Annotated in this window: 13 protein-coding genes; 5 read left to right on the forward strand and 8 right to left on the reverse strand. The window is 70.8% G+C overall.

The window, feature by feature from the left end; all coding sequences use genetic code 11:
• Positions 1-27: 27 nt before the first annotated feature.
• Both HNP84_RS14050 and HNP84_RS14055 read right to left on the reverse strand, forming a co-directional pair.
• Positions 28-2571 (reverse strand): DNA translocase FtsK, encoded by a 2544-nt coding sequence (locus HNP84_RS14050; RefSeq protein WP_185050098.1) that lies wholly within the window; start codon positions 2569-2571, stop codon positions 28-30.
• A 116-nt stretch (positions 2572-2687) separates the two neighbouring features.
• Positions 2688-4148 carry a pectate lyase family protein gene (locus tag HNP84_RS14055; protein WP_312924733.1) on the reverse strand — a complete coding sequence of 487 codons (1461 nt, stop codon included), beginning with the start codon at positions 4146-4148 and terminating at the stop codon, positions 2688-2690.
• Positions 4149-4367: 219 nt separating this feature from the next.
• Here HNP84_RS14055 and HNP84_RS14060 point away from each other — a divergent pair, with 219 nt between their 5' ends.
• On the forward strand, positions 4368-5858 hold the full coding sequence (locus HNP84_RS14060; protein ID WP_185050099.1) for a sodium:solute symporter family protein: 1491 nt from the start codon (positions 4368-4370) through the stop codon (positions 5856-5858).
• A 128-nt stretch (positions 5859-5986) separates the two neighbouring features.
• On the opposite strand, the gene HNP84_RS14065 is transcribed toward HNP84_RS14060, so the two are convergent.
• Positions 5987-6172, reverse strand: coding sequence for a tautomerase family protein (locus HNP84_RS14065; RefSeq protein WP_185050100.1), 186 nt, complete (start codon positions 6170-6172; stop codon positions 5987-5989).
• A gap of 70 nt (positions 6173-6242) precedes the next feature.
• Between HNP84_RS14065 and HNP84_RS14070 the strand changes: the two genes are divergently transcribed.
• Positions 6243-7160 (forward strand): sugar kinase, encoded by a 918-nt coding sequence (locus HNP84_RS14070; RefSeq protein ID WP_185050101.1) that lies wholly within the window; start codon positions 6243-6245, stop codon positions 7158-7160.
• 121 nt (positions 7161-7281) lie between these two features.
• Here the strand turns inward: HNP84_RS14070 and HNP84_RS56035 are convergent, their stop codons facing one another.
• The 4 genes from HNP84_RS56035 to HNP84_RS14090 form a co-directional block, all read right to left on the reverse strand.
• Positions 7282-8034 (reverse strand): IclR family transcriptional regulator, encoded by a 753-nt coding sequence (locus HNP84_RS56035; protein WP_185050102.1) that lies wholly within the window; start codon positions 8032-8034, stop codon positions 7282-7284.
• Between the two features lie 12 nt (positions 8035-8046).
• On the reverse strand, positions 8047-8808 hold the full coding sequence (locus tag HNP84_RS14080) for an SDR family oxidoreductase (RefSeq protein ID WP_185050103.1): 762 nt from the start codon (positions 8806-8808) through the stop codon (positions 8047-8049).
• A complete protein-coding gene (gene kduI / locus HNP84_RS14085; RefSeq protein WP_185050104.1) occupies positions 8808-9614 on the reverse strand; it encodes a 5-dehydro-4-deoxy-D-glucuronate isomerase in 807 nt (268 codons plus the stop codon). Before kduI ends, HNP84_RS14080 begins: the two co-directional genes overlap by 1 nt.
• 620 nt (positions 9615-10234) lie before the next feature.
• On the reverse strand, positions 10235-10552 hold the full coding sequence (locus HNP84_RS14090; RefSeq protein WP_185050105.1) for a putative quinol monooxygenase: 318 nt from the start codon (positions 10550-10552) through the stop codon (positions 10235-10237).
• A gap of 64 nt (positions 10553-10616) precedes the next feature.
• Between HNP84_RS14090 and HNP84_RS14095 the strand changes: the two genes are divergently transcribed.
• The 3 genes from HNP84_RS14095 to HNP84_RS14105 all read left to right on the forward strand — a co-directional run bounded on the left by HNP84_RS14095 (position 10617) and on the right by HNP84_RS14105 (position 11745).
• A complete protein-coding gene (locus HNP84_RS14095; RefSeq protein ID WP_185050106.1) occupies positions 10617-10976 on the forward strand; it encodes a MerR family transcriptional regulator in 360 nt (119 codons plus the stop codon).
• Positions 10977-11071: 95 nt separating this feature from the next.
• On the forward strand, positions 11072-11347 hold the full coding sequence (locus HNP84_RS14100) for a ribbon-helix-helix domain-containing protein (RefSeq protein WP_185050107.1): 276 nt from the start codon (positions 11072-11074) through the stop codon (positions 11345-11347).
• Positions 11344-11745, forward strand: a complete 402-nt coding sequence (locus HNP84_RS14105; protein ID WP_185050108.1) for a hypothetical protein — start codon at positions 11344-11346, stop codon at positions 11743-11745. Before HNP84_RS14100 ends, HNP84_RS14105 begins: the two co-directional genes overlap by 4 nt.
• 6 nt (positions 11746-11751) lie before the next feature.
• On the opposite strand, the gene HNP84_RS14110 is transcribed toward HNP84_RS14105, so the two are convergent.
• Entirely contained in the window at positions 11752-12081 is a 330-nt protein-coding gene (locus tag HNP84_RS14110) for a hypothetical protein (RefSeq protein WP_185050109.1), read from the reverse strand.
• Between the last annotated feature and the right edge of the window lie 8 nt (positions 12082-12089).

Below are 12089 nucleotides of genomic sequence, written 5' to 3' on the forward strand. Positions count from 1 at the left end.
CTGGGGTCACCCTGTGCCGGGAATCCGTTACCCTTCGCCGCGCAACTGGGCGAGCAGGCCGGGCAGATCGTCCGGCTTGACCAGAACCTCACGCGCCTTGGAGCCCTCGCTGGGGCCGACGACCTCGCGGCTCTCCAGCAGGTCCATCAGCCGTCCGGCCTTGGCGAAGCCGACGCGCAGCTTGCGCTGGAGCATCGAGGTGGAGCCGAACTGGGTGGTCACCACCAGCTCGGCGGCCTGGATGAGCAGGTCGAGGTCGTCGCCGATGTCCTCGTCGATCTCGCGCTTGGCGCCGGCCGGGGCGGAGACGTCCTCGCGGTACTCCACCTGCATCTGGCTCCTGCAGTGGTTGACGACCTCGACGATCTCCTTTTCGGAGATGAAGGCGTTCTGCAGCCGCATCGGCTTGCTGGCGCCCATCGGCAGGAACAGCGCGTCGCCCTGGCCGACCAGCTTCTCGGCGCCGGGCTGGTCCAGGATGACCCGCGAGTCGGAGAGCGAGGAGGTGGCGAAGGCGAGCCGCGAGGGCACGTTGGCCTTGATCAGGCCGGTCACGACGTCCACGCTGGGCCGCTGGGTGGCGATGACGAGGTGGATGCCGGCGGCGCGGGCGAGCTGGGTGATGCGGACGATGGAGTCCTCGACGTCGCGCGGGGCCACCATCATCAGGTCGGCCAGCTCGTCGATGATCACCAGCAGGTAGGGGTAGGGCTGGTAGACCCGCTCGCTGCCCGGCGGCGGCACCAGCTTGCCCGCGCGCACCGCCTTGTTGAACTCGTCCACGTGCCGGAACCCGCTGGCCGCCAGGTCGTCGTAGCGGCGGTCCATCTCGCCGACCACCCACTCCAGGGCCTCGGCGGCCTTCTTGGGGTTGGTGATGATCGGCGTGATGAGGTGCGGGATGCCCTCGTACACCGACAGCTCGACCCGCTTGGGATCGACCAGCACCATGCGCACCTCGTCGGGGGTGGCGCGCATCAGGATCGAGCTGATCAGGCCGTTGACGCAGACCGACTTGCCCGCGCCGGTGGCGCCGGCGATGAGCAGGTGCGGCATCTTGGCCAGGTTGGCCACTATGGTGCGGCCCTCGACGTCCTTGCCCAGGCCGACGATCATGGGGTGGTGGTCGGCCTGCGCGACCTGGGAGCGCAGCACGTCGCCGAGCGCCACGAGGTCCTTGTCGGTGTTGGGGATCTCCACGCCGATCGCCGACTTGCCGGGGATCGGCGACAGGATGCGCACGTCGGCCGACTTCACGGCGTACGCGATGTTCTTGGTGAGCGCGGTGACCTTCTCCACCTTGACCGCGGGCCCCAGCTCGATCTCGTACCGGGTGACCGTGGGGCCGCGGGTGAAGCCGATCACCTGCGCGTCGATCGCGAACTGCTCCAGGACGCTGGTCAGCGCGTTGACCACGACGGTGTTGGCCTTGGTCTGCGGCTTGGGCGCGGAGCCGGGCCGCAGGATCTGCAGGTCGGGCAGCGCGTACGGCCCCGCCTGCGGCGACAGCACGAGCTGCTCCACCTTGCGGGGCGCGGGCGTCGGGTCGGGCGGCTCGGGGCGGCGTTCGGCCACCGCCGGGGACGCGGCGACCGGCGGGGCCGCGTCGTCGTCCACCAGGCCGGGCACGATCTCGGGCGAGTGCTCGTTCTGCTTGTCGGTGAGCACCGGCGTGTCGTACGGCTTGACGGTGTCGCCGCCGTCCTTGGAGTCCTCGCCCGGCTTGGGCTTGCGCTTACGGGGCGCGCGGGGCTTGGCGGTCCCGGGCTTACCGCTCCCGCCGCCCTTGGTGAACAGCATGTGCTGGATCTCGGCCAGCCGCTCGGGGATGCGGTGGACCGGCGTGGCCGTGATCACCAGTACGCCGAAGCCGGACAGGATCAGCAGCAGCGGGATCGTGATGAACGCCGGCAGGATGCTCGCGGGCGGCGCGGACACGATGAAGCCGATCATGCCGCCGGCCGCGGAGATCTTGTCGATGCCGTCGTTGGGCCCGCCCGACGGGTACGGCACGTCGTGCGCCACGTGCACGATGCCGAGGACGCCGACCACCAGCGCGCCCCATCCGATGGACATCCGGCCGGTGTCGGCGCTCTCCTCGGGGTGGCGCAGCAGCCGCCAGGCCAGCAGGGCGAGCATCAGCGGCAGCGCCCAGAACAGCGAGCCGAACACGCCGCGTACGACCGCGTTGACGACCTCGGAGAAGGTGTTCTGCGCCTCGCGCCAGGTCAGCGAGGCCAGCACGATCGCGCCCGCCAGCACCGCGAAGCCGAGCCCGTCGCGGCGGTGGGCCGGGTCGAGCTCGCGCGCGCCCTGGCCGAGCGCGCGCACCGCGCTGCCCACGCCGTGGGCGAACAGCAGCCACACGCCGGCGAACAGCCTGCCGATCAGGGTGAACACCATGCTGATGGGGTCCTGGTGCAGCGGGCCGCCGCCCCTGCGCGAGGGGGACGCGCTCTTGGCTTTCCCGGTGGACGCCCGGCGCGCGGCTGCCGGGCGGGCGGAGCCGGTTCGCTTCGCCGGCCCCTTCTGCGGGCCGTGCGACGCGCCCTTGGACGTACGGGTGGCCATGATGACCAAGGTACGCGGGAGGCGCACCGGGAATCACGCAGGCTCGCCGGAATGCCCGCGGCGGCCGGCCCGGGTCAGGAGGGCCGGCCGCCGCGGAGTCCGGCGGACGAGGTGCCTCAGATGGAGATCCGGCCCGCGCCCGCGCCCGCGGTCACCCTGTCCTTGACGGTGCTCGGGGTGTCCAGGGTGTAGGGGTACGGGATGGAGCCGACGCTGCCGCCCGCGTCGCCGGCGCCGGAGTTGACGAAGTGGTTGTTCCGCGCGACCAGGTTGGCCGGCGGCGAGTCGCCCTCACCGCGGTGGTAGGGGTCCTCGGTGTTCTCGAAGTAGTTGCCCTCGACGAGCACGCCCGCCTCCATGGTGGACGCCACGCCGTAGCCGGTCACGCCGTCGTAGTAGTTGTTGAAGACGTGCACCGGGTTGCCGAAGCGCACCCGTGGGTGCCGCTGGTTGGTCCCGTCGAACCAGTTGTGATGGTAGGTCACGCGCAGGTGGCCGCGGTCCTCCGAGCCGTTGCCGTCGTCGTGGCCGAGCAGCATCGACTTGTCGTGGTCGAAGATGCGGTTCCAGGAGATGGTCACGTAGTCGCTGGCCCGCTTGACGTCGATGGCGCCGTCGCCGCCGTTGCTGAGCGTGTTGTGGTCGATCCAGACCCGGGTCGAGTACTGGACGTTGATCGCGTCGTCGCCCCAGTCCCTGAAGGTCAGGTTGCGGATGATGACGTTGGACGCCTGCGAGACGTTCAGGCCGCAGCCGGCGATCGTCGCGCCCGGGTTGCCGATGATCGACTTGTTGGAGCCGACGCGGAGCATGCCGGAGCACGAGATCGTGCCGGAGACCCGGACCACGGAGGCGGTGGTGCCGCTGATCGCGCTGGTCAGCTCGGCCGATGTGTCCACGGTGACCGCGGCGGCGCTGCCGCCGCCGGTGGTGCCGCCGCCCTGGGTGGCCCAGCCGACCAGGCCGGTGGGCGGGTTGGTCGTCGGGGTCACGGTGGGGGTGACCGTGGGGGTGACGGTCGGGGTGGGCCCGGAGGCGGGCGCCACGTTCCACTGCTTGGTTGCCACCGAGTCGCAGGAGTTGGTCTGCACGACCGCGCCGGAGGAGCCGGAGCTGTCCTTGATGTTCAGGCACTTGCCGCCGTTGGCGTTGACGATGCGCCAGTTGGAGCCCGAGGCGGTCATGGTCCAGGTCTGCGAGGCGGCGCCGGTGCAGCTCTCCTGCTGCACGGCCTTGCCCGCGGAGGTGCTGGCGTCCCGTACGCCGACGCACAGGCCGCTGTGCGCCGAGGTGATCCGGTAGCCGTTGCCCTGGGCCGACAGGGTCCAGCGCTGGCCGGCCGCGGTGCCGCAGGTGTTCTGCACGAGCTGCACGCCGGTGGCCGTGCTGCCGCCCGGGACGTCCAGGCACAGCCCGCTGCCGCCGTTGACCAGCGTGTACGTGCCGGGCGCCGGGGCGGCGGCCGCACCGGTCGCGCCGGCGACCAGGGCCCCGCACACGGCGAGCACCACGGTCAGGCCGGCCGTGAGCGCGAGGCCCGCACGCGTGCGGCCCCGCGCCATGGAGGTGCGTTGCACGGTGATCTCCTCTCTCGGAAAGCGCTTACCGGAGCCACAACATAGGACATCGTTCGATGTAATGGAACACCTCTGACTCGAAAACTTTCGCCGACCTCGGTCGCGGCGGTCAGATCCGATGAAACTTCCACGCAACAGACCTCGTGTCGTCCTATGTATTGACATGGTGTTCTATGTAGTGGAACCTCCTTGGCAGCGGTGCGTGAAGGAGGAGCCCATATGTCCGCACTCGACTGGTCGGTTCTCGGCGCGTACTTCCTGGTCATGATCGGCATCGGCATCTGGTCGAAGAACCGGATCAGGACGGTCATGGACTTCTTCACCGCCGGGGGCCATGTCCCCTGGTGGCTGTCCGGCATCTCCCATCACATGTCGGGCTACAGCGCGATCATGTTCGTCGCGTTCGCGGCCGTCGCCTACGAGTACGGCCTGGCGATGTACGTCTGGTGGGCCCTCACGATCGGGATCGGCGTGGGCATCGGCGCCTTCGTGTGGGCGGCCCGCTGGAACCGGATGCGCTCCAAACTGGGCGTGGCCTCGCCGCTGGAATACCTCGCCCGCCGGTACAACCTGCCCACCCAGCAGGTGCTGGCCTACAGCGGCGCCCTGCTGAAGGTCGTGGACATCGCCGCCAAGTGGGTGGCCATCGCGGTGCTGCTGCGCGGGTTCGCGGGCATCCCCATCCAGTGGGGCATCCTGATCACCGGCGTGGTGACGCTGGTCTACATCACGGCCGGCGGCCTGTGGGCGGACGTGCTGACCGACTTCGGGCAGTTCGTGATCCAGGGAATCGCGGGCGTGGCGATGTTCGTCGCGATCATGGCGCACCTGGACGGCGTGGCCACTCTGTGGACGATGTGGGACCGGCTGCCCGAGGGGCACGGCGACCCGTTCGCCGGGCCGTACACCGTGACGTTCTTCCTGGCGCTGCTGTTCATCAAGACCTTCGAGTACAACGGCGGCATGTGGAACCTGGCCCAGCGCTACATGGCCGCGCCGTCAGGCTCGGCGGCCAAGCGCTCAGCGCTGCTGTCCAGCGTGCTGTGGCTGGTGTGGCCGCTGATCCTGTTCATCCCGATGTTCGCCGCGCCGCTGATCGTGCCGGGCCTGGCGAACGCGGAGGAGGCGTACGTGCGGCTGGCCGAGACCCTGCTCCCGCAGGGCGTCATCGGGCTGGTCCTGGCCGGCTTCTTCTCGCACACCATGGCCATGGTCTCCTCCGACGCCAACGTGATCAGCTCCGTGATCACCCGGGACATCGCACCCGTCGTCGTACGCAAGGTGCGCGAGTTCTCCTCCGCCGCGCAGCTCACCTTCGCCCGGGTCACCACCTTCACCTTCGTGCTGATCAGCATGGTGATCGCGATCTCCACCGAGGGCCAGGGCGTGGTGCTGAAGATCGTGGTGGACCTGGTGGCGGCCACCATGGGCCCGATCTCGATCCCGCTGATGCTGGGCATGCTGCCCTGGTTCCGCCGCAGCGGCCCGACCGCGGCGATCGTCTCCTGGGCGGCCGGGCTGAGCGTGTGGGCGGTGATCAAGTGGATCATCGGCTCCACCGACCAGGCCATGGTGGTCGGCGTGCCGCTGGTGACCTCACTGGTGCTGTACGTCGCGATCGGCCTGCTGAAGCCGGAGGAGACGGCGCAGGGCGACGAGCTGATCGACACCCTCGGCACCGAGGAGGAGCGGGAGAAGGCCACGGCCTGAACCCTCGCGGAAGGGGAGAAGACGACGGTCCTCGCGGAGCGGGAGAAGGCGACGGCCTGAACCCCCATGGACCGGGCGCGGGCCGGGGAGGATGCCCCCCGGCCCGCGTCCGCATGCCCGCCGCGGCGCTACTTGTCCGACTCCAGCAGGCCGCCGTTCGCCACGTCCGACTTCTCGATCTCCTGAAAGACGATGCGCACCGACTCCTTGCGTGCCTTCAGGATGCCGACGGCCGCCTCGGTCACGGCGGACACGAACTCCCTGCGCTGGTCCATCGTGCGCCCCGACAGCAACTCGACGGTGATGTTCGGCATAATGGTCCTCCATTGGTGTCGTTGCATGACATGACACCATATTTCACTACATGGAACAAGGAGGGGCGGAGTGGACGTCGTTGTGCTCGGGGAACCGCTGGTGGAGTTCTCCGCGGAGCGGGCGCTGACCGAGGCGGACACCTTCCGGTTGTCGTTCTCCGGAGACGCGCTGAACGTCTCCGTGGCCGCGGCGGCGTGCGGCGCGCGTACGGCGCTGGTGACCCGCGTCGGCGCCGACGAGTTCGGCCAGCGGCTGGTGCGCTTCGCCGCCGAGCGCGGCGTGGACACCCGCTGGATGGCCACCGGCGAAGGCTCGACCGGCGCGTACGCCGTGGGCGCCGACCCGTCCGGCGAGCGCGCCTTCTGCTACATGCGCCAGGGCAGCGCCGCCTCCCGAATGGGCCCCGCCGACGTGGACCGTTCCCCCGCCGCCGAGGCCCGGGTGGTCGTGCTCAGCGGCATCACGGCCGCGCTGTCGGAGTCGTGCGCCGAGGCCGTGCGACACGCGGCGCGCACGGCGTCCGGCCGCATCGTGTACGACCCCAACTACCGCTCCCGCCTCACCGGCCCCGAGCCCGCGCGGGCCGTACTGGAGGCGGTCGCCCCGCACGCCGCGCTGATCAAGATCTCCACCCCCGGCGACAGCGGCGCGCTGCTCGGCGTCACCGACCCGGGCGAGGCCGCCCGCGCCTGCCTGGCCCTGGGCGCCCCGGCCGTCGCGGTCACCATGGGCGAGCAGGGCGTGCTGCTGGCCGAGCGCGGCTCCGTGCCGGTGGCCGTGCCCGCCGTCCCGGCCGAGACGATCGTCGACCAGACCGGCGCGGGCGACAACTGGACCGGCGCCCTGGCCGCCTGGCTGGCCGCGGGCGCGCCCCTGACCGAGGCCGTACGCGCCGGCGCCGCCGCCGCGTCGATCAGCCTGGCCGGCCAGGGCGGCACCGGCAGGGTCGCGACCAGAGCCGAGATCGCCGCCACGCTCGGCCAATAACGCCCGACACCGCGGCCCTGCCCCCAGGCCCCAGGCCCCAGGCCCCAGGCCCCAGGCCCCAGGACACCAGAACCCAGGACACCAGAACCCAGGACACCAGGACACCAGAACCTCAGGACGGCTACACCGCGGGCGCGCCCTGCGCGATGGACACCTCTCGGGCGGCCTTGACGACCTCGGGGGCCAGGGCCTCCAGGTCGGCCAGGCTCATGTCCATGGCCAGCGCCGAGATCGAGATGCCGCCCAGCACCCGTCCGGTGTGGTCGAAGACCGGGGCGCCCACGCACAGGATGCCCGGCTGGTTCTCCTCGTCGTCGATGGCGTAGCCGGCGGCGCGCACCCGGGCCAGGTGCTCGAGCAGCGCGTCGGGCGAGGCGATCGTGTTGGGCGTCAGCCGGGCCAGCCCGGTGCGCGCGGCGATGGCGCGCACCTCGTCCTCGCCGAGCTGCGACAGGATCGCCTTGCCGATCGCCGTGGAGTGCAGCCGCAGGCTCATGCCCACCCGGGAGGGCATCTGGTAGGGCCTGCGGCCCTCCAGCTTGTCCACGTAGACGGCCTCGTCGCCGCTGCGGATCGCGAAGTGCGTGGTGTAGCCGGTGCGCTCGTGCAGGTGCCGCAGCGCGCCCGCCGCGGCCCGCGCCGGATCGAAGCGGGTCATCACCCGGCCCGCGAGGGTGAGGATTCGCGGGCCGGGCTCGTAGCCGCCCGCGCCGTCGCTGCGCGCGAAGCCCCACTCGACCAGCGACTGGAGGATGCGGTGCACGGTGGACTTGGAGACCCCGGTCACCGCGGCGATGTCGGTCACGCGATGGTGCTCGGCTATCGCCTCCAGCACCGCCAGCGCCTTGTCGATGGAACTGCCTTCCCTGACCACGATGAAAGCCTACTAACGGGCCAGCCACCCGCCATCGACCGCGAGGACGTGCCCGTTGACGTACTCCGAGGCGCGCGAGGCCAGGAACACCGCCGCGCCCGCGACGTCCTCGGGCTCGCCCCACCGTCCGGCGGGGATGCGGGAGACGATCTCGGCCGAGCGGACGCGGTCGGCCCGCAGCGGCGCGGTGTTGGCGGTGGCGATGTAGCCGGGGGCGATGGCGTTCACCTGTACGCCGTGCGCCGCCCACTCGCAGGCCAGCGCCCGGGTCAGCCCGGCGACCGCGTGCTTGGCGGCGGTGTAGCCGGGCACGTTGACCCCGCCCTGGAAGGACAACATGGAGGCGATCATGATGATCTTGCCCTCGCGGCGGGCCAGCATCGGCCCGCCGACGGCCTGGCTGAGCAGGAACACCGCGTCGAGGTCCACCGCGACGACCTCGCGGAAGTCGGCGTAGGAGTGGGCGGCGGCGGGGGCGCGGCGGATGATCCCGGCGTTGTTCACCAGGATGTCCACCCGGTGCTCGGCCAGCAGCTCGGCGGCGGCGCCGGGGATCGCGGCCGGATCGGAAAGGTCCAGCACCCACCGGACGCTCTGCCGCCCGCTCTTGCGCACCTCCGCCTCCACCTCGTCCAGGTCGTCGCGGTGCCCGTGCAGCACCAGATCGGCCCCCGCCTCGGCGAGCGCGACCGCCACCGCCCGCCCGATGCCCCCGCGCGCGCCGGTGACCAGGGCCGTACGCCCGGCCAGCGAGAACAGCCCGTTCTCGCCCATCAGCGCATCTCGGTGATCGCGACGGGCTCCATGTCGTCGTACGCCTGGTTCTCCCCGCCCATGGCCCACACGAAGGAGTAACTGCGCGTGCCGAACCCGCAGTGCACCGACCAGCACGGCGAGATGACCGCCTGCCGGTCGGCGACGATCAGGTTGCGCGTCTCGTCGGGCCGCCCCATGAGGTGCACCACCCGCTCGCCCTCGGGCAGGCCGAAGTAGAAGTACACCTCGGTCCTGCGCTCGTGGGTGTGGCACGGCATGGTGTTCCACATGCTGCCGGGCTCCAGCACGGTCACGCCGAGCACGAGCTGACAGCTGCGGATGCCCTGGGCGTGGATGTACTTGTAGATCGTCCGCTCGTTGGACCCCTCGCGCCCGCCCAGCCGCACCGGCTCGGCGTCCTCCATGGTCGCGTGGGCAGTGGGGTAGGCGGCATGGGCCGGCGTGGACACCAGGTAGTACGGCCCGCCCTCGAACACCACCTCCCGCGCGCCGCGCCCGACGTACAGGCACTCCCGCGCCCCCATCTTGTACGCCGCGCCGTCCACGCTGACGGTCCCCGGCTCCCGCCCCACGTGCACCACGCCGAGCTCCCGCCGCTCCAGAAAGAACCCGGCCCGCAACGCCTCCGGATTCGGCAGCCGCGCACTCCCGGCGGCCCCGCCCACGACGATCCGGTCCTCGTGCGAGTAGACCAGCCTCACCTCGTCCTCCCCGAACAGGTCCTCGACCAGGAACCTGTCCCGCAGCGCCCGGGTGTCCATCCCCCGCACCTGCTCAGGCGCCGTCGCATACCGCACCTGCATGCCGCCTCCGTTCCACTACACAGGACATCGGGTTACTACATAGAACATAGACGAACCCACAGGCAAGCGCCATCCGCAATCCCCAAGGGACGGGCCGGGTGCACCCCGGCAGCTCTCCGCCAGCCCGCCCGACGACGTGCACGAGCCGGCATGGGGAAGGCACAACACGCCGGGCCCCCAGTCCGGCCCCGCCGAGCAACGCCCCGACGCCGACCAGCCCTCACGCGAACGGCGCGCCCGCAGGCGCGTCCAGGACCGCGCCGCCACAGCCGACCGGCCTGATCACAATGGTCGCCGCTGTGATCGTCAGGCCATGAGCCCGCTTCGCGACGAGCTCCACACGCTCGTCGATCGGCTTCCCGAGGACCGGGTGCAACCGGTGCTCGCACTCGTGCGCGACAACCTCGATTCCGCCCGCCGCAAGGCGCAGGCCGCGGTGGATCTGGAGCGCATCCGGGAGCGGATGCGCGGGGTGACGGGCGTGGACGAGGAACTGGAGCTGCTACGGGGTGGACGCCCCGGAGCCACCCAGGCGCTCCGGCGGCTCACCTCCGACACCACCGCGAGGAGCCGCCGCGCCGATCGGCGGCGAGACCCACCCCCTCCCCCCTGCCAGGCGGTCAGCCCGGATAGGGGCTCCTCATCGCACCGAAGTAGACCTCAGGAGCCCCTTCCAGGTGCTGGGGCAGTTCCGTCATGAAGTCGCGCAACAGCGAGGTGGCGTGGTGCCGGTCGAGGTCCTCCTGCGACCGCCACACCTCGTACAGGAAGAATCTGCCGTCTTCCTGCTCATGAAGGTGATACTGCAGATTCCCCTCCCGCTCCCGGGACGGCTCGACGAGCCCCATCAGCAGCCTCCTGAGCTCATCGGCGTGTCCGGGCTTGGGGGTCAGGAATCCGTACAGCGAAACCGGCGTCGGTGTGATCGATGTCGTCATGCACGTCACGTTAAGATGTGACATCCATGTCACATTCAAGCCGCTGCCCTGTGAGGTGGGTCACATGAAAATCGGCGACCTCTCCCGCGAGACCGGCGTGCCCGTACGCCTCCTGCGCTACTACGAGTCGCAGGGGCTGCTCACCTCAGAGCGCACCGAGGGCGGCCACCGCCGCTACCACCCCGACGCGCCCATCACCGTCACCCGCATCCGCACCCTCCTCGCCGCCGGCCTCCCCACCCGGGTCATCCGCGACCTCCTCCCCTGCTTCGCAGGCGACGGCGTCGCCCTCCAGTCCTGCGTCCACGACCACCTCAGAACCCAACTGGCCGACCTGGACTCCCGCATAGCCGACCTCACCCAGGCCCGCACCGCCCTCAACGACATCCTCGAAGCCTCCACCCGAACCCTCACCCCCGCCTGACCGTCCGGGTCCACCGCCCCCTGCCGGATCGCGTCCACCGACCGCGCCGGACGTACTCCCGAGACAGTAGAGCCCACACCGGGTATGGTCGCGGTATGATACAGAAGTTCTCCGTCAGCCTGCCCGACGACGTGTACGAGCTGGTGCAGAACATGGCCGCGCGAGAGGGCACCACTGTGTCCGGCTTCCTGGCCCGGCTCGCCAAGCAGCGCGCCGACGCCGACCGCGCATCGCGTGAATGGCTCGCCCGGAGAATCGAACAGGACCGCGCCGCCGACCCTGAGGGGTACGACCGGCGCCGCGCCGAGATCCGCGAGCGTATGCACGCCGCCAAGCAGGCCGCCGCGGCGAAGAAGGCCGGCGCCGCGTGATCAGTGGTTACGTCGCGGACCTCACCGCCACTCTCCGCTTCTTGGCCCGTGACGACGACGGCGGCGAAGATGCGCGTACCGCGCTCGACGTGCTCACCGAGGACGGCGACACCCTGCTCCTACCGAGCACGACCCTTGCCCAGGCGATCATCGTCGGCGACCCGGACCCGGAGAACGTCATGTGGCTGTTCGGGTTCCACTCGTGCATCGTGGCGGGCCTGACCGAGCAGGACATCTTCCGCGTCGCCCGCCAGGCCCGGCGCGCGCCCCGCCCCCAGGACGTGCCCTCACACCACGCACACACCGCCTATCTGGCCATGGACCGCGGCTGGCCCGTCCTCACCGGCGACGCCGCGAGCTGGGCCGGGTACGGCCATCTGGAGTTCTTCCAGGTCTAGCGAAGCTCATCGCGTGACCGCGTCCACACGCTTGCGCATCTCAGCGAGCTGCGCGCCGCGAAGCTCGGCCCGCAACTGCTCGCGACCGGCCTCTCTGTCGGCGACGCGCTCTGGCGAGTCCCACTCTGGATCGATCTCGCGAATCTTGGCCTTGGTGTCAGACCACTGCACGAACTCGCTGTGCTTGTCAGCGAGGCATGCCGCATAGCGTTCCTCGGCCAAGAGGAATCGGATCAGTGTCTCGCCTTCAGGGACGTTGCCGCCTTCCGCAGGGGTGGCAGCGTCGACGACGGTGAAGCCGTGGAGGGTGCAGGCGTCCCCGTCGTCCCACGCCATACCCCTCC

This window comes from Thermocatellispora tengchongensis (genome assembly GCF_014202315.1).
In the GTDB taxonomy this organism is placed as follows: Bacteria; Actinomycetota; Actinomycetes; order Streptosporangiales; family Streptosporangiaceae; genus Thermocatellispora; species Thermocatellispora tengchongensis.

What these genes read in the sequence shown, in the direction of transcription:
- HNP84_RS14050 (WP_185050098.1), bottom strand. Translation starts at nt 2,571, where the DNA reads ATGGCCACCCGTACGTCCAAGGGCGCGTCGCACGGCCCGCAGAAGGGG.
- HNP84_RS14060 (WP_185050099.1), top strand. Translation starts at nt 4,368, where the DNA reads ATGTCCGCACTCGACTGGTCGGTTCTCGGCGCGTACTTCCTGGTCATG.
- HNP84_RS14065 (WP_185050100.1), bottom strand. Translation starts at nt 6,172, where the DNA reads ATGCCGAACATCACCGTCGAGTTGCTGTCGGGGCGCACGATGGACCAG.
- HNP84_RS14080 (WP_185050103.1), bottom strand. Translation starts at nt 8,808, where the DNA reads ATGGGCGAGAACGGGCTGTTCTCGCTGGCCGGGCGTACGGCCCTGGTC.
- kduI (WP_185050104.1), bottom strand. Translation starts at nt 9,614, where the DNA reads ATGCAGGTGCGGTATGCGACGGCGCCTGAGCAGGTGCGGGGGATGGAC.
- HNP84_RS14090 (WP_185050105.1), bottom strand. Translation starts at nt 10,552, where the DNA reads ATGACGACATCGATCACACCGACGCCGGTTTCGCTGTACGGATTCCTG.
- HNP84_RS14095 (WP_185050106.1), top strand. Translation starts at nt 10,617, where the DNA reads ATGAAAATCGGCGACCTCTCCCGCGAGACCGGCGTGCCCGTACGCCTC.
- HNP84_RS14100 (WP_185050107.1), top strand. Translation starts at nt 11,072, where the DNA reads ATGATACAGAAGTTCTCCGTCAGCCTGCCCGACGACGTGTACGAGCTG.
- HNP84_RS14110 (WP_185050109.1), bottom strand. Translation starts at nt 12,081, where the DNA reads ATGGCGTGGGACGACGGGGACGCCTGCACCCTCCACGGCTTCACCGTC.